The organism is Motilimonas thetidivivens (assembly GCF_046452435.1).
Classification (GTDB): domain Bacteria; phylum Pseudomonadota; class Gammaproteobacteria; order Enterobacterales; family CBDFNC01; genus Motilimonas.
In genome coordinates this window covers 37620-53485 of record NZ_JBKFDK010000026.1, presented here as the reverse complement: position 1 = coordinate 53485, position 15866 = coordinate 37620, and the positions used below count along the sequence as shown (strand labels likewise).

Below are 15866 nucleotides of genomic sequence, written 5' to 3'. Positions count from 1 at the left end.
CAATGAGCTGTGATTATATTTCTTTAGCCAATACTGGCGTTCAAGGCTTGCATCCGTATCAAGCGGGCAAACCTGTGTCTGAGCTAGAGCGTGAGCTGGGCATTACCAATATCGTTAAACTGGCATCCAATGAAAATCCCTTAGGTCCAAGTGCTGAGGTAACCGCCTGTATTGCTGCTGAGTTTGCTGAGTTAACCCGTTACCCAGATGCTAATGGTTTTAACCTTAAACAAGCCTTAGCGAATAAATACAGTGTCAATGCCAACCAAATCACCTTAGGCAATGGCTCTAATGATGTGCTGGAAATTTTAGCCCGTACCTTTGTTAGCGCTCATCACGAGGTTATTTTTTCGCAGTATGCGTTTGTGGTTTACCCATTAGTGACCCAATCCATCGGTGCCAAAGGGATAGCGGTTCCAGCTAAAGACTGGGGTCATGATCTAGATGCCATGGCCAATGCCATCACCGAGAACACCAAAATGATCTTTATCGCCAACCCAAACAACCCAACAGGGACCTGTTTGTCATCGCAAGCGATTTTAGACTTTTTGGCTAAGGTGCCAGAGCAGGTGATTGTAGTATTAGATGAAGCCTATTATGAGTACGCGGATGAGCAAGCTGATTCGGTTGCTTGGATCAAGCAATATCCAAACTTGGTGATCACCCGTACTTTTTCCAAAGCCTATGGCTTGGCCGCATTGCGTGTAGGTTATGCTATTTCCAATGACGTGATTGCCGATCTACTTAATCGCGTACGCCAACCTTTTAACTGTAACAGCTTGGCGTTAGCGGCGGCGTGTGCAGCCCTTAAAGACAGCGAGTATTTAGCGAAAAGTGTGGCACTGAATAATCAAGGCATGGCGGACTTTGAACAGTTCTTTAGCCAATACGATTTGCCATATATCCCCTCAAAAGGTAACTTTATTACCTTCGACACGGGGCGCGATGCGATGCCAATCTTTCAAGCGTTATTGCAGTTAGGCGTGATCGTGCGTCCAATCGGTGGATATGGCATGCCAAACCACTTACGTGTCAGTATCGGCACAGAACAAGAAAACCAAACCTTTAAAACAGCGCTGATCCAAGTGCTCGAGCTAGGCCAATAAGTAGGATATCAATGGAATCTTTAACTCTGAATCCCATCGCGAAAGTAGATGGAGAAATAAACCTTCCAGGCTCTAAAAGCGTGTCAAACCGTGCTTTATTACTGGCCGCCCTCGCTAAGGGCACCACCACATTAACTAACTTGCTCGACAGTGACGATATTCGTCATATGCTTAATGCGCTAAAAAAATTAGGCGTAAACTACGAGTTGTCGGCCGACAAAACCACTTGTGTGGTGGAAGGACTTGGACGTGCGTTTAACACCCAAGGTGAGATGGAGCTGTTTTTAGGTAATGCCGGTACCGCGATGCGTCCATTGTGCGCAGCCCTTTGTTTAGGCCAAGGTGAATACGTATTAACGGGTGAGCCGCGCATGGAAGAGCGCCCGATTGGTAGCTTAGTGGATTCACTGCGCCAAGCGGGAGCCGACATCGAATACCTTAAAAATACCGATTATCCACCGCTGCGTATTAAGGGCACCGGCTTAAATGGCGGCAATATTAAAATTGATGGTTCGGTATCAAGCCAGTTTTTGACGGCATTTTTAATGGCGGCACCTTATGCAAACGCAGACACGACGATTGAGATTGTCGGTGAGCTGGTTTCTAAGCCATACATCGAAATCACCTTGCACATCATGGCGCAGTTTGGCGTGTCGGTTGAAAACCAGGATTACCAACGCTTTGTGATCAAGGGCAATCAAGTGTATACCGCGCCGGGTACCTTTTTAGTTGAAGGCGATGCGTCATCGGCTTCTTACTTCTTGGCCGCTGCGGCAATCAAAGGCGGTACGATCAAGGTAACGGGCATAGGTAAAAAGTCCGTTCAAGGCGACGTACAATTTGCCGATGTGCTTGAAGCCATGGGCGCTAAGATTGAATGGGGCGATGATTACATTAAATCATCAGTGGGCGAGCTTAAGGCGGTGGACATGGACATGAACCATATTCCCGATGCTGCCATGACGATTGCCACCACGGCGCTGTTTGCTAAAGGCACGACTGCGATCCGCAATGTATATAACTGGCGCGTAAAAGAAACCGACCGTTTGGCGGCGATGGCAACCGAGCTGCGTAAAGTTGGCGCAGAAGTGGTAGAAGGCCATGATTTTATTGAAGTGACCCCGCCTGCTCAGTTAACGCATGCGGCCATCGATACTTATGATGATCACCGTATTGCCATGTGCTTTTCACTGGTGGCATTAAGTGATACCCCTGTCACTATCAACGATCCGGGATGTACATCGAAAACCTTCCCCGACTATTTCGATAAGCTGAAACAAGTCAGCCACTAATAACAAGGAGCCAACTGGCTCCTTTTTTTGTACCAAAAATTAAGTAATTTTGAGCACTTAGCTCATACACTAGGTCAAGGTTGATACTAGGATTAAAGGCGAGGGAAACGTTAATCAATTAGAAACAAGGTAAACGCAATGTCACAGCCAATGAAAACCTTAGGTGAATTTATTGTTGAGAAGCAGCTTGATTTCCCAGATGCCTCGGGCAGCTTGAGTCAGCTGTTAGGCGCCATTCGACTGGCGGCCAAGGTGGTTAACCGCGAAATCAATAAAGCGGGTTTAGTTGATATCGTCGGCAGCGCCGGTGGTGAGAATGTGCAAGGTGAAGACCAGCAAAAATTGGATGTTTATGCCAACGAAAAATTTAAGGCGGCCATGGAAGCGCGCGGTGAAGTGTGCGGCGTCGCCTCGGAAGAAGAGGAAGAGTTCGTTGCGTTTCAGAGTACTAAATCGAAAAACGGTAAGTACTTGATTTTAATGGATCCCCTTGATGGCTCATCAAACATTGATGTGAACGTCTCGGTCGGAACCATCTTTTCTATTTATAAGCGCATATCACCGATTGGCTCAGAAGTGACGCTGGCCGATTTTTTACAGCCCGGTCACAAGCAAATTGCGGCTGGCTATGTGATTTATGGCTCATCAACCATGCTGGTTTATACCACGGGCAATGGCGTCCACGGTTTTACCCTAGATCCTTCCATTGGTACATTTTGCTTGTCCCATGAAAACTTAACCATGCCCAAGCAAGGGCGGATCTATTCCATCAATGAAGGTAACTACATTAAGTTTCCTCTTGGCGTAAAACGCTACCTTAAGTTTTGCCAAGAGCAAGTACCAGAAGATAACCGTCCTTATACCTCACGTTATATCGGCTCACTGGTATCGGATTTTCATCGTAATCTACTCAAAGGGGGGATTTATTTATATCCGACTACCGCGAGTGCACCGCAGGGTAAATTGCGTCTGTTGTACGAATGTAATCCGATTGCCTTTTTAGCCGAGCAAGCGGGAGGCAAAGCCAGTGACGGTGGCCAACGTATTATGGATATCGTGCCCACCGAATTGCACCAACGCTCACCTTATTTTGTCGGCTCAACCGAGATGGTGACTAAGGTCGAGCAATTTTTAGCCGAATGTGATCGCTTCGAAAGTGCCTAACGTCTTGCGACAGTGCATTCGTTGTAAGTGCAAGGCATATTATTAGGATTGTTGCAAAAATCTATATGCCTTCACATAACTTGGTTTCTACCTAGCTGATAGCGAGGTGCTTGGGTATAATCTGCCGCGATTATTTTAGTTTGCCTTATTTCTGTGATGTTTTCTTATTTGGCAAGCTCCGTTAGCAGGACAAGATACGCTTGGATTTAGCGTAATGGAGGCGTTGTATGGTGGCGAAGGCCCCAGTAATCACAATTGATGGACCGAGTGGCTCGGGCAAGGGCACTTTATGCCAAAAATTGGCGGAAAAATTTAACTGGCATTTATTAGACAGCGGCGCAATTTACCGCGTTCTTGCGCTGGCTGCACTGCATCATAATGTTGAATTAGAAAATGAAGACGCGGTGTCATTATTAGCTGGGCATTTAGATGTCGTATTCAAACCGACCGCTGATGGGGTAAGGGTGTTTTTAGAAGGGGAAGATGTCAGCCGTGAGCTGCGTACCGAAGAAACCGGTAATGCTGCATCAAAAGTGGCGGCGTTTCCTCGCGTTCGTGAAGCCCTATTGCGTCGCCAACGTAGTTTTCGTGAAGCGCCTGGCCTGATTGCCGATGGTCGCGACATGGGAACCGTGGTGTTTACCGATGCACCGGTGAAAATCTTCCTGGATGCCAGCGCGCAAGCCCGCGCCCAGCGACGCTATAAGCAATTGCAAGTCAAGGGCTTTGATGTTAATATCGCGCATCTTTTGGCTGAGATTGAAGAGCGAGATCACAGAGATAGAAATAGACCTGTGGCGCCGTTAAAACCAGCCGATGATGCATTGGTTATCGACTCAACAGAACTTGATATTGATCAAGTAGTTACTAAAGTCGTTGACTATGTGAACGAGAAATTGAATCTCAATATGGCTTAACCGTGCCAGTGGCATGGCTTGGCCTTATTAATGTTTGTTCTAAGGATGGAATGAACTTTGTACAGCAACCCCACTCGCGATGGAACATGAGTGGTTGTCATTAACTTAAAAGTGTCTAATAACATGACTGAATCTTTTGCTCAACTCTTTGAAGAGTCTTTAAACGAAATCGAAACGCGCCCAGGTGCGATCATCAAAGGTACAATCGTTGCTATCGAAAACGGTATCGTACTTGTAGATGCAGGTCTTAAATCTGAATCTCCTATCTCTGTTGACCAGTTCAAAAATGCTGCTGGTGAGCTAGAAGTTAGCGTAGGTGACGAAGTAGACGTAGCCCTTGACGCAACAGATGATGGTTTCGGTGAAACTCAGCTATCTCGTGAGAAAGCGAAGCGCCACGAAGCGTGGATCGTTCTTGAGAAAGCTTACGAAGAGCAAGAAACTGTTATTGGTGTTATCAATGGTAAAGTTAAAGGCGGTTTCACTGTTGAACTAAACGGTATCCGTGCTTTCTTACCTGGTTCTCTAGTAGACGTTCGCCCAGTTCGCGATACTGCTCACCTAGAGTACAAAGACCTAGAATTCAAAGTTATCAAGCTTGACCAAAAACGCAACAACGTTGTTGTTTCTCGTCGTGCTGTTATCGAAACTGAAAACAGTGCAGAGCGTGATGAACTACTTGAAAACCTACAAGAAGGCCAATCAGTTAAAGGTATCGTTAAGAACCTTACTGATTACGGTGCATTCGTTGATCTTGGCGGTGTTGACGGTCTACTACACATCACTGACATGGCTTGGAAACGCGTTAAGCACCCAAGTGAAATCGTTAACGTAGGTGATGAAATCAACGTTAAAGTTCTTAAGTTCGACCGTGACCGCACTCGTGTTTCACTAGGTCTTAAGCAACTAGGCGAAGATCCATGGGTAGCAATTGCTAACCGTTACCCAGAAAGCACTAAGCTAACTGGTCGCGTAACTAACCTAACTGACTACGGCTGTTTCGTTGAAATCGAAGAAGGCGTTGAAGGTCTAGTTCACGTTTCTGAAATGGATTGGACTAACAAAAACATCCACCCATCTAAAGTTGTTAACGTGGGTGACAATGTTGAAGTTATGGTTCTTGATATCGATGAAGAGCGTCGTCGTATTTCTCTAGGTCTTAAGCAATGTATTGCTAACCCTTGGGAATCTTTCTCTAGCACTCACAACAAAGGTGATCGTGTTAGCGGTAAGATCAAGTCAATCACTGACTTCGGTATCTTTATCGGTCTTGACGGCGGCATTGACGGTCTAGTTCACCTATCTGACATCAGCTGGAACGTAGCAGGTGAAGAAGCAGTACGTGAATTCAAGAAAGGCGACGAAATCGAAGCTGTGGTTCTACAAGTAGACCCAGAGCGCGAGCGCATCAGCCTAGGTATCAAGCAAATCGCTGAAGACCCATTCAACAACTACATCGCTGATAAGAAGAAAGGCGCTGTATTAGTAGGTAAAGTAATCGAAGTTGACGCTAAAGGCGCTAAAATCGAACTTGCTGAAGGCGTTGAAGGTTACATCCGCGTAGCTGATATCTCTCGTGACCGCGTTGAAGATGCAACAACTGTTGTTTCTGTAGGCGACGATCTAGAGTCTAAGTTTGTTGGTGTTGATCGTAAGAACCGCATCGTAAGCTTATCTGTACGTGCTAAAGATGAAGCTGAAGAAAAAGCAGCTATCGAAGGCCTAAACAGCAAGCAGCAAGACGAAGGCGCATTCAGCAACGCAATGGCTGAAGCTTTCAAAGCGGCTAAAAACGACTAATTATAAATAAAGGGTAAATTTTTATACCCTGTTATTTGTAAACTGGGCTACTTAGAGTAAACTAAAAAATAGTTACTGAATAAGTAGTTACAGAGTCAGAAGAGGGGCTTTGCCCCTCTTATTGTTTCTGCACAAGCGTAAGCAGTAGCGTAAACAGTTTTTAACCCATGGGAGCACCTATGACAAAGTCAGATCTCATCGAACGACTCACTAGCAAACATTTGCATCTTTCAGCTAAAGAAGTCGAGCTAGCGATTAAAGAAATCCTAGAGCAAATGACTGAAACTCTCGCCTCAGGCGATCGCATTGAGATTCGAGGTTTTGGCAGTTTTTCACTACACTATCGTGCACCACGCGTTGGTCGCAACCCGAAAACGGGTGAGAAAGTGGAGTTGGATGGCAAGTATGTTCCGCATTTTAAACCAGGCAAAGAGTTAAGAGAGCGTGTTAACGCTAGCCTTGGTGCATAATAAAGATTATTAAGAAACGGCCTAGTGCCGTTTTTTTATTGCCCAACAATAGGATACGAGTTGGATTTAGTGTAATCTAGCCACTCTTGTAGTGTTATATTTTGATGGGCTTGGGGAGGCCAAGTGAAAGCGCTATTAACCTTTATTATTCTCGCACTCCTATTCGCTGTTGCTATTTTTGTTGGATTAAAGAATGACGCAATGGTGACATTCAATTATCTGATAGCACAATCTGATATCCGTTTATCTGTGCTTATTGCAATTACCTTTGGTATTGCATTTGCGCTAGGCGCGGGGATCAGCAGTATGTTGTACCTTAAATTGAAAATCAGTAATCGACGTTTATCGAAGAAAGTGACGCGTCAGAGTGAAGAGTTGGCACATTTAAGGAAGCTTCCGCTTAAGGATTAAACCTCGATGCTTGAGCTGCTATTTTTGTTGTTACCCATTGCCGCGGGTTATGGTTGGTATATGGGGCGGCGAGGGCTTCATCAGAGTGAGCAAAGAAATTCCAATAAACTCAGTCGCGACTACGTTACTGGACTTAACTTTCTACTCAGTGATCAACCCGATAAAGCGGTTGATCTTTTTATTGATTTACTTGAAGTTGATAGCGAAACCATAGAAACCCACCTTGCTTTGGGAAATTTGTTTCGTCAACGTGGTGAGGTAGACCGAGCCATTCGGATCCACCAAAACCTGATTGCACGACCTTCACTGACTGCCGAGCAAAAGCATTTGGCCATGTTGCAACTGGCGAAGGATTATAATGCCGCGGGTTTAATTGATCGCAGTGAAGCTTTATTCCTCCAATTGGTGCTTGAGCCTGATTATAAGATCCAATCGCTGCAACAACTCTTGCATATCTATCAGCAAACCAAAGAGTGGTTAAAAGCCATCAAGGTGGCTCAACAACTCGAAAAAAGCCAAGTTAAGACTGCAGTTAAAGATATTGCCCATTTTCATTGTGAGTTAGCCAATGAAGCCCATGAAAACAAAGATGATAAACGCGCAATTGCGGAATTAAAAAAGGCGCTTCAAGTTGATAAGAAATGTGTGCGCGCCAGCATCGGCTTGGCGGATGTGTATATTGAGCAACAAGAATACAAGCAAGCACTTAAATATTTATCGCAAGTTCCAGAGCAAGATATTGATTTTGTCAGCGAAATTATTGAGCGTTTGGCGGTGTGCTTTAATGCCAGTAAAGATCAACAAGCCTTGATTGAATGGCTCGACCACGTTTGGAACAAAGGGGCGGGTGCCAGCGTCGGCATTAAAATCGCACAATACATTGCCGAACACCAAGGCATTGAAAGTGGTGAAGCCGCTGTCGCTAAGCAGTTGGTTAAAAACCCGACGATGAAAGGATTTTACCAGTTAATGGTGTTTCACCTAGAATTGGCAGAAGAAGGCAGAGCAAAAACCAGTTTAGATAGTTTAAGAAAATTAGTGTTAGAGCAGTTAAAAATGAGCCCCCGTTGTCGATGTAGAAAGTGTGGCTTTGCCACCCGCTCAATCTATTGGCAGTGTCCTTCTTGTAAAACTTGGGGCTCAGTAAAACCGATACGTGGATTAGATGGAGAATAGAATGCAGACCGACCCAAAAGTAGTAGTCGCACTTGATTATGCAGATCAGCATGCAGCGTTAAGTTTTATTGATCAGATTGACCCTGCAAGTTGTCGTCTAAAGATTGGTAAAGAAATGTTCACCCACTTTGGGCCGAGTTTGGTGAAACAAATAGTTGATCGTAAATTTGATCTATTCCTTGATTTAAAATTTCACGATATTCCAAATACGGTGGCCAAGGCCGTCGCCGCCTCAGCCGATCTCGGTGTTTGGATGGTAAATGTTCATGCCAGTGGCGGCCGTCGTATGATGGAAGCTGCTAAAGCCTCTTTGGAAAGTTACGGTAAAGATGCTCCCCTGCTTATTGCGGTAACTGTGCTGACCAGCATGGAGCAGCAAGACTTAGCCGAAATAGGCATTAATGTGTCGCCGCAAGAGCATGTGAAGCGTTTAGCCAGCTTAACCCAAGACTCGGGTTTAGATGGGGTAGTGTGCTCGGCGCAAGAAGCCAGTATGTTACGTGAAACCTTAGGTAACGATTTCAAACTTATCACCCCAGGCATCAGACCCGCAGGCAGTGATGCCGGCGATCAACGCCGTATCATGACTCCAGCTGAGGCGATGGCTGCAGGCTCGCATTATTTAGTGATTGGTCGCCCGATTACACAAGCGGCCAACCCAGCCCAAGTGTTAGCAGACATCAATCAAAGCCTCCGTGCATAATCTGGTACTAGGCTATTTAAGCAGCTTTAACCTGCGTTAACGCTGCTTGATAGCGCATGATTAAGTAATACATGATCCCCACAATTGCCCCATACAAGTGGGCATTGACCAGCACGTTAGCGTCAATTAACGCAGCCATAGCTTGCTGAGGCGGCCCCCATTGTTCTAACGCCAGCTTTAACGCGATACCAAGACAAAGCAGCCAACCGAAGCGAATTTTTTGCTCCACGTCTTTACAAGCTCCGTAGCAAAATAGGCCGTGCAAGGTACCCGAAAGCCCAACATACCAAACCACATCGGGATCAAAAAACCATAGCCCGATACTCACACCTAAACTTGTGATGAGCATTAATAGGGTTAAATTTTGCCAATGAAAGTGGCGTTTAAATAATAGCCAAATCATCAGTAAACCTAGGCTATTAACCAGCAAATGATTGGTATTGGTATGACAAAACGAGGCGGTTAAAAAACGCCAAGCTTGAGCTGGCAGCTCAGGACGGTAAAATATCAGCCATTGTTCGCTCCATGGTTGATTTAACATGGTTAACACCATGAGGGCTAAGGTAACACCAAGGGTTAACAAGCAAGCGCGCATTAAATCATTCGCTCCAGTAAGGAAAAACATGTCTGAACGGCCATGGTGCAATCGCTGCAATAAGGCACAAGTTGCCTGTATTTGTAAGCTTATCACCGAGATTAACAATCAATATAAGTTGATCATATTACAGCATCCCAGTGAAGCAAACAAAGCCGTTGGCAGTGCAAGAATTTTAAGTTTGAGCCTAAGCCAATGTGAGTTGATCTGCAGTGAAACTATCTCATTAGAGAAGTTAGTAGAGGCGCCGACTTATCTCTTATATCCCTCAAGTGAGCCTGTTATTAGTGCGGGTGAGGGTAAATTTGCCGATAATAGTCAGTTCATCTTACTCGATGGTAGCTGGAAAAAAGCGTTTCGCTTGCTTCAGCTAAACCCAGCATTACAGCAATTACCCCGGGTTGGTATCGCGGTGAAGCAACCGAGTCAATATCGCATTCGTAAATCGAACAAAGCGCAAGGGGTATCCAGTGTGGAGGCAGGGTATTACTTAATGAGTCAGCTTGAAGGCAATGAAGCAAAGTACACGGCACTGCTTCGTACCTTTGATGCCATGATAGATTTCCAATTGCAGCAAATGCCACCAAGCGTGCGCAGTCTGCGGTATGAGTAGGAGCTGAATTTATTCAGCGAACCAGCATGTTGATAGCCGAAATCGCGGTTTAAAAACCGCTCCTACCCGTAATGGGATAGCAGAGTTATTCGTAGCTAAGCGGGTCAGTTTTACCTTGGCTAGCAAAAGCGGCTAGTCGCTCTTTACAAGCGCCGCATTTACCACAGGCCTTTTCACGACCGTTATAGCAGGTCCATGTAAATTGATAGTCTAATCCCATACTTAGGCCATCTTGTAAAATGTCATTTTTACTGGCATTGAGATACGGCGTGACGATTTCTATCGGTTCGTAATTGGCGATCAAAGCCACATCATTCATGCGTTTGACAAACTCAGGACGACAGTCCGGGTAGATATCGTGATCGCCGCCATGTGCGCCGTACATTACTTGCTCGGCATTGATGGAGACTGCATAGCCAATAGCCATTGAAAGCAAAATCATATTGCGGTTAGGCACCACAGTTGATGTCATATTGGCTTTATCATAATCGCCTTCAGGAATCGCAATATCAGATGTCAATGAAGATCCACCTATCAGTTGATTGATAGCTGAAATATCGACTACTTTGTGATTAATGCCTTGGCTTTGGCAGTAATCACTGGCAACCTGAACCTCTTTAACGTGGCGCTGGCCATAATTAAAGGTTAAAGCAAATACTTCATGCCCTTGTTGAATGGCTTTATTGAGAACGGTATAAGAATCCATTCCACCGGAGTAAATGACGACTACTTTTTTGCTCATAAGTCTTGAGTTTCGCTTATTATTCACATATAACCCACGATTTTACGCAAAACAGGTGTATAAACCAATGGCTCAAGCTTATCGGATCAACGAAATCTTTCAAACCATTCAAGGCGAAGGGGTGTTTACCGGTGTGCCGGCTATTTTTGTGCGTCTGCAAGGCTGTGATGTCGGTTGTCCTTGGTGTGATACCCAACATACTTGGCATATTTCGCTAGAGCAACAAACGCAACTTGAGCGGGTTACCCATAAAAGTGATGAGTCGGATGCTTGGGCAGATGCCACACCAGAGCAGATTGTGGCTGAATTTAATCGCTTAGGTTACAACGCTAAACATGTGGTGATCACCGGCGGTGAGCCATGTATGTATGATCTAACCGAGTTAACCTTGAGATTGGCTGAACTGGGCTATCAGTGTCAAATTGAAACCAGCGGCACCTATGAAATCAAGGTTGATGACCGAGCTTATGTTACTGTTTCACCAAAAGTTAAGATGAAAGGGGGGTTAGCGGTGCGCCAAGATGCATTGCAACGGGCAAATGAGATCAAACACCCCGTGGCGACCGAGAAAGACATTGATGCTTTGGATGAATTACTTGCTCAGTGTCAATGGCAACAGCCACCTCAAATATGTTTACAGCCTATCAGTCAAAAGCCGCGTGCGACTAAATTGGCAATGGATACTTGTATCGCTAGGAACTGGCGGTTATCCATTCAAACCCATAAGTACTTAGGTATAGATTAAGGAAGCTGAAATGGAGCAACACGATATTTTTGCCATGAAAGCAGCCTTATTACAAACGATGCCATTTGGTAAATATAAAGGCTTAAAGCTGATCGATTTACCAGAGCCCTACTTAGTCTGGTTTTCCCAGCAAGGATTTCCTCAAGGTCTACTTGGCCAGCAATTGGCTTTGGCCTACGAAGTTAAGCTTAATGGCTTAGAAACCATGTTAAGACCTATCTTATTAGCCAAATAGCGCAAGACCAATTTATCTTAGGATTAAGCTGCGAGCTAGTTACTTCATCGCTCAGCTGTAATACAATCAAGTTAAAGTCAAATTGTTTCATTCGTTACCTTAGCTATTTTATTGCTTACTGAGGTATTGATTGGAGCAATAAGGCAACCCAATTTCACATTTAAATGGAGAGATAAGTGAGTATTCTAATTACAGGTGGAGCTGGCTATATCGGTAGCCATACCTTAGTTGAACTATTAAATGCAGATTATGATGTCGTTGTTATCGACAATCTGAGTAACTCAAATGTTGAATCTCTCAAACGTGTAGAAAGCATTACCGGCAAAAAGATCCCTTTTCACGAATTAGATATTCGTGATCTCGCTGGGTTAGAGCAATTATTTGGTCAATATAAGTTTGACAGTGTTATTCACTTTGCAGGTCTTAAAGCCGTGGGTGAATCAACACAAATCCCCCTGACCTATTACGACAACAATATCAGTGGCACGGTTTCCCTTTGTCAGGTAATGGCAAAGCATCATGTTAAAAATATCGTGTTTAGTTCTTCGGCTACGGTGTATGGCGATCCCGCTACGGTGCCCATTACCGAAGATTTTCCGACCTCAGCCACCAATGCTTATGGTCGCAGTAAACTCTTTATCGAAGAAATCTTGGGTGATTTATATCGCAGTGATCCGCAGTGGAATATTATCAATCTGCGTTACTTCAACCCGGTAGGCGCTCATATTAGTGGCACCATAGGTGAAGATCCTAATGGCATTCCCAATAATTTAATGCCCTATATCGCTCAGGTAGCTGTGGGTAAACTGCCGCAATTAAATGTATTCGGTAATGATTACGACACGCCTGATGGCACTGGAGTTCGAGATTATATCCATGTGGTTGATTTAGCTAAAGGCCATGTTAAAGCCGTGGCTAAACTAGCAGAGAAGCCCGGATTAGCAACGTATAATTTGGGTACGGGGCAAGGTTATTCGGTACTAGAAATGGTTGCTGCATTTGCAAAAGCGAGCGGTAAAGAAATACCTTATCAAATATCGCCTCGTCGACCTGGAGATATCGCAACTTGTTATGCCGATCCTAAATTTGCTAAGCAAGAATTAGATTGGCAAGCTGAAAAAACAATTGAGGACATGACTACTGACAGTTGGCGTTGGCAGTCTAACAATCCTAACGGGTATAAATAAAAAAAGGCCGTAAGGCCTTTTTTTATGGGTGATACAAAGACAACAATTAAATTAAGAAGTCGTCTAGGCTTTTGCCTTCATCTAATGCTTTTTGAATTGGCTTAGGTTTGCGGCCTTGACCTGTCCACTGACGTAATTCACCTTGCTCATCGTAGTATTGGTATTTTGCTGGGCGTGGCTCACGCTTTTTGGTTTCAGTGACAACACTGCCTAACAGCTCAGCAGGATCAATACCATCTGCTTTAAGCATTTCTTTATATTCTTCTAGCTTACGAAGTTTTTCTTCGTTAGCTGCACGTACAGCTTCTTCTTCAGCTTTTCTTTCTTCAACGATTTTAGTGAATTTAGCTAATGATTCTTCTAATTGTTCTAGTGTTAATTCTTTACTTGCAGCCTTTAAGCTACGGGCATTTAACAGGGCTTTAATTATATCGCTCATTTTAGTTACCATAAATAAATGTGAGAGTGGCTACAATATAGACCGAAGAATATAGAATTTCTAGTCTTTAAAGACTGAATATATTCTGTTTTTTATCTTTAAATAAAATTTGGCTGAAAAAATAAATAAATTTTGGCTATCGCAGGCTTATAAGGGCATTAATTTATTTGTAGTAGAAGCTTTAGTCATGGACATTTTCCGTACCATATATCAGTACTGGTATTATTTGGCTTAAATAGCGCGATAGCCCGAAGTATAAAAAGTGACTTACAGCGGCAATGCATGGTTTATCCAAGCACTGCGCTGTTGGCATGTTGTGGCCCCGCATTTATGCTGCACTGATGATGCTAATTTAGGTTTTATATCTTTTTTATGGTTGATTATGATTATAAAGATATAAACACTGTCTATATTCTTTGTTTTTATGCTGCTTTCGTGTTAGTTTTTGGCGCAATATCGTAGAGGTGCGTACTTCATTAGTCGCTTTAGTTAGGGTGATGCCATTGAGCTAGAGCAAAAGGGAAGTACGCCGAAGTCAAGTAAGTCATCAAACTTACTGGGCTGGGGGTACATTGAACAGGTGTATCACTGTCATAGTTTTCACTATGGGGAGCTACCGTGCTGAATTTGCTTGGCTCTTCATTTATATAAGTAAGTAGCCAATGGAATTAATCAGTTTAGCCGAATCCCCCTTATCGCTAATCCCCCCTGTTTTAGCGGTTTTTCTTGCCATCATTACCCGTCGTGTATTGCTTTCACTTGGTTTGGGCATTGCAATGGGGGCGTTATTGATTGTCGATTTTAATCCATTGCATTGGCTTGAATATGTTGCGACCACGTTATTGACATTATTCTGGCAAGACGGCGAGCTCAACAAGTGGAACATAGACATCATTGCCTTTTTATTACTACTTGGCATGATGACTTGTTTGATGACGATCTCAGGGGCTACCACGGCATTTGCACATTGGGCTGCAAAACGGATTAAAAACCAACGTGGTGCTAAATTACTTACTGTGTTGTTAGGGATCTTCATTTTTATTGACGATTACTTTAACAGTTTGGCGGTGGGCAGCATTGCACGTCCGATCACCGATCAAAACCGCGTTTCACGAGCCAAACTGGCGTATTTATTAGACTCCACCGCAGCCCCTATGTGTGTTCTTATGCCAATTTCAAGTTGGGGAGCTTACATCATAGCTATCTTAGGTGGATTGCTGGCAACTCATCAGTTAACTGAACTAAGCCCACTGACTGCCTTTATGACCATGGCTCCGATGAATTTTTATGCTGTATTTGCACTGCTGCTCGTGTTGCTAACAGCCTGGTTCAAACTTGATATCGGGGTAATGAAAAAGCATGAGCAAGCGGCATTAGAAGGTCAGCTATATGCCAAGGATAAAGGCACGCCACCAGGGGAAACCTTGCCTCCTGCTCAAGCCGATAAAGCTCATATGGTGGATTTGTTATTGCCTATCTTGGCATTACTTGGTGCGACGGTCTTTAGTCTGATTTACCTAGGCGCGAAAGCGAGTGAAGGCCCATTTAGCTTAATCGAGGTGTTTGCTAATACCGATGCAACCGGCGCTTTGGTATATGGCGGGTTGACTGGATTGGCGGTTACGCTCGTGATGGTGTTACGCAATAAGTTACCCACTAAGGTATTATTTTCAGCCTTGGTTACGGGGGCGCGCTCCATGTTTCCGGCTATCGTTATCTTACTATTTGCTTGGTCGATGGCCAGTGTCATTAGCCAGCTAGAAACCGGTAAGTATTTGGCATCTTTGGTGACTGGCAATATTAATACCGCTTACATTCCGGCGTTGTTATTTTTATTGGCAGGTTTTATGGCATTTGCGACCGGCACCAGCTGGGGCACATTCGGTATTATGCTACCTATTGCGGCTGATTTAGCCATGGGGTCTGATAGCAGTTTAGTGTTACCGGCCATGGCCAGCGTGTTAGCAGGGGCGGTATTTGGCGATCATTGTTCGCCGATTTCCGATACCACAATCTTGTCGTCCACAGGGGCAAGCTGCCACCACATCGATCATGTGGTCACTCAGCTGCCGTATGCCTTGTTAACGGCTATTGTGAGCTTTGTGGGGTATTTAGTATTAGGTGCCACGGGTTCAGTGTGGTTGGGGCTAGGTGTCGCATTGTTGCTAATGATGCTAGCGGTAGCGGCGTGCTTATATCAGCTAAAACGCCAAGAGCTAAAATTGGCTGAGCAAAACTGATTTTTAGCAAGATGTCAGTCGTGCTCTGATT

Annotated in this window: 17 protein-coding genes and 1 riboswitch; of the genes, 14 read left to right on the top strand and 3 right to left on the bottom strand. The window is 44.5% G+C overall.

Going from position 1 to position 15866, the window contains the following annotated elements:
- Positions 1-2: 2 nt before the first annotated feature.
- From hisC to pyrF, 9 genes are all read left to right on the top strand, one after another.
- A complete protein-coding gene (gene hisC, locus ACK8OT_RS16670) occupies positions 3-1106 on the top strand; it encodes a histidinol-phosphate transaminase (protein ID WP_410197640.1) in 1104 nt (367 codons plus the stop codon).
- 11 nt (positions 1107-1117) lie between these two features.
- Positions 1118-2398 carry a 3-phosphoshikimate 1-carboxyvinyltransferase gene (gene aroA, locus ACK8OT_RS16665; RefSeq protein WP_410197639.1) on the top strand — a complete coding sequence of 427 codons (1281 nt, stop codon included), beginning with the start codon at positions 1118-1120 and terminating at the stop codon, positions 2396-2398.
- Positions 2399-2548: 150 nt separating this feature from the next.
- Positions 2549-3562 (top strand): class 1 fructose-bisphosphatase, encoded by a 1014-nt coding sequence (gene fbp / locus ACK8OT_RS16660; protein ID WP_410197652.1) that lies wholly within the window; start codon positions 2549-2551, stop codon positions 3560-3562.
- 227 nt (positions 3563-3789) lie between these two features.
- Positions 3790-4479, top strand: a complete 690-nt coding sequence (gene cmk, locus ACK8OT_RS16655) for a (d)CMP kinase (RefSeq protein ID WP_410197638.1) — start codon at positions 3790-3792, stop codon at positions 4477-4479.
- 123 nt (positions 4480-4602) lie between these two features.
- Positions 4603-6279 (top strand): 30S ribosomal protein S1, encoded by a 1677-nt coding sequence (rpsA, locus tag ACK8OT_RS16650; RefSeq protein WP_410197637.1) that lies wholly within the window; start codon positions 4603-4605, stop codon positions 6277-6279.
- Between the two features lie 179 nt (positions 6280-6458).
- Positions 6459-6749 carry an integration host factor subunit beta gene (gene ihfB, locus ACK8OT_RS16645; protein WP_410197636.1) on the top strand — a complete coding sequence of 97 codons (291 nt, stop codon included), beginning with the start codon at positions 6459-6461 and terminating at the stop codon, positions 6747-6749.
- 123 nt (positions 6750-6872) lie between these two features.
- A complete protein-coding gene (locus ACK8OT_RS16640) occupies positions 6873-7160 on the top strand; it encodes a LapA family protein (RefSeq protein WP_410197635.1) in 288 nt (95 codons plus the stop codon).
- 6 nt (positions 7161-7166) lie between these two features.
- Complete coding sequence (gene lapB, locus ACK8OT_RS16635; RefSeq protein WP_410197634.1) at positions 7167-8336, top strand: lipopolysaccharide assembly protein LapB; 1170 nt, start codon at positions 7167-7169, stop codon at positions 8334-8336.
- A 1-nt stretch (position 8337) separates the two neighbouring features.
- On the top strand, positions 8338-9039 hold the full coding sequence (pyrF, locus tag ACK8OT_RS16630) for an orotidine-5'-phosphate decarboxylase (protein WP_410197633.1): 702 nt from the start codon (positions 8338-8340) through the stop codon (positions 9037-9039).
- A 16-nt stretch (positions 9040-9055) separates the two neighbouring features.
- On the opposite strand, the gene rrtA is transcribed toward pyrF, so the two are convergent.
- Positions 9056-9664 carry a rhombosortase gene (rrtA, locus tag ACK8OT_RS16625; RefSeq protein WP_410197632.1) on the bottom strand — a complete coding sequence of 203 codons (609 nt, stop codon included), beginning with the start codon at positions 9662-9664 and terminating at the stop codon, positions 9056-9058.
- Between rrtA and ACK8OT_RS16620 the strand changes: the two genes are divergently transcribed.
- Positions 9663-10247 (top strand): tRNA-uridine aminocarboxypropyltransferase, encoded by a 585-nt coding sequence (locus ACK8OT_RS16620; protein ID WP_410197631.1) that lies wholly within the window; start codon positions 9663-9665, stop codon positions 10245-10247. The genes rrtA and ACK8OT_RS16620 overlap by 2 nt on opposite strands.
- Before the next feature lie 85 nt (positions 10248-10332).
- On the opposite strand, the gene queC is transcribed toward ACK8OT_RS16620, so the two are convergent.
- Positions 10333-10989, bottom strand: a complete 657-nt coding sequence (gene queC, locus ACK8OT_RS16615; RefSeq protein WP_410197630.1) for a 7-cyano-7-deazaguanine synthase QueC — start codon at positions 10987-10989, stop codon at positions 10333-10335.
- A 67-nt stretch (positions 10990-11056) separates the two neighbouring features.
- On the opposite strand from queC, the gene queE reads away from it, so the two are divergent.
- From queE to galE, 3 genes are all read left to right on the top strand, one after another.
- Complete coding sequence (gene queE / locus ACK8OT_RS16610; RefSeq protein ID WP_410197629.1) at positions 11057-11734, top strand: 7-carboxy-7-deazaguanine synthase QueE; 678 nt, start codon at positions 11057-11059, stop codon at positions 11732-11734.
- 10 nt (positions 11735-11744) lie between these two features.
- The gene (locus ACK8OT_RS16605) at positions 11745-11969 is read left to right on the top strand and encodes a DUF3820 family protein (protein WP_410197628.1); all 225 of its coding nucleotides are present in this window, start codon (positions 11745-11747) and stop codon (positions 11967-11969) included.
- Between the two features lie 176 nt (positions 11970-12145).
- Positions 12146-13156, top strand: a complete 1011-nt coding sequence (gene galE / locus ACK8OT_RS16600) for a UDP-glucose 4-epimerase GalE (RefSeq protein ID WP_410197627.1) — start codon at positions 12146-12148, stop codon at positions 13154-13156.
- A gap of 46 nt (positions 13157-13202) precedes the next feature.
- Here the strand turns inward: galE and ACK8OT_RS16595 are convergent, their stop codons facing one another.
- Positions 13203-13595 carry an H-NS family histone-like protein gene (locus ACK8OT_RS16595; RefSeq protein ID WP_410197626.1) on the bottom strand — a complete coding sequence of 131 codons (393 nt, stop codon included), beginning with the start codon at positions 13593-13595 and terminating at the stop codon, positions 13203-13205.
- 451 nt (positions 13596-14046) lie between these two features.
- Positions 14047-14219: riboswitch (Lysine riboswitch) on the top strand.
- A gap of 38 nt (positions 14220-14257) precedes the next feature.
- On the opposite strand from ACK8OT_RS16595, the gene ACK8OT_RS16590 reads away from it, so the two are divergent.
- Entirely contained in the window at positions 14258-15835 is a 1578-nt protein-coding gene (locus ACK8OT_RS16590; protein ID WP_410197625.1) for a Na+/H+ antiporter NhaC family protein, read from the top strand.
- Positions 15836-15866: the final 31 nt, after the last annotated feature.

Bases quoted from the DNA above. Each gene is read 5' to 3' on its own strand.
- fbp (WP_410197652.1), top strand. From the start codon at position 2,549: ATGAAAACCTTAGGTGAATTTATTGTTGAGAAGCAGCTTGATTTCCCA.
- pyrF (WP_410197633.1), top strand. From the start codon at position 8,338: ATGCAGACCGACCCAAAAGTAGTAGTCGCACTTGATTATGCAGATCAG.
- rrtA (WP_410197632.1), bottom strand. From the start codon at position 9,664: ATGTTTTTCCTTACTGGAGCGAATGATTTAATGCGCGCTTGCTTGTTA.
- rpsA (WP_410197637.1), top strand. From the start codon at position 4,603: ATGACTGAATCTTTTGCTCAACTCTTTGAAGAGTCTTTAAACGAAATC.
- ACK8OT_RS16590 (WP_410197625.1), top strand. From the start codon at position 14,258: ATGGAATTAATCAGTTTAGCCGAATCCCCCTTATCGCTAATCCCCCCT.
- queC (WP_410197630.1), bottom strand. From the start codon at position 10,989: ATGAGCAAAAAAGTAGTCGTCATTTACTCCGGTGGAATGGATTCTTAT.
- ACK8OT_RS16605 (WP_410197628.1), top strand. From the start codon at position 11,745: ATGGAGCAACACGATATTTTTGCCATGAAAGCAGCCTTATTACAAACG.
- ihfB (WP_410197636.1), top strand. From the start codon at position 6,459: ATGACAAAGTCAGATCTCATCGAACGACTCACTAGCAAACATTTGCAT.
- ACK8OT_RS16595 (WP_410197626.1), bottom strand. From the start codon at position 13,595: ATGAGCGATATAATTAAAGCCCTGTTAAATGCCCGTAGCTTAAAGGCT.
- cmk (WP_410197638.1), top strand. From the start codon at position 3,790: ATGGTGGCGAAGGCCCCAGTAATCACAATTGATGGACCGAGTGGCTCG.
- ACK8OT_RS16620 (WP_410197631.1), top strand. From the start codon at position 9,663: ATGTCTGAACGGCCATGGTGCAATCGCTGCAATAAGGCACAAGTTGCC.
- hisC (WP_410197640.1), top strand. From the start codon at position 3: ATGAGCTGTGATTATATTTCTTTAGCCAATACTGGCGTTCAAGGCTTG.
- lapB (WP_410197634.1), top strand. From the start codon at position 7,167: ATGCTTGAGCTGCTATTTTTGTTGTTACCCATTGCCGCGGGTTATGGT.
- aroA (WP_410197639.1), top strand. From the start codon at position 1,118: ATGGAATCTTTAACTCTGAATCCCATCGCGAAAGTAGATGGAGAAATA.
- queE (WP_410197629.1), top strand. From the start codon at position 11,057: ATGGCTCAAGCTTATCGGATCAACGAAATCTTTCAAACCATTCAAGGC.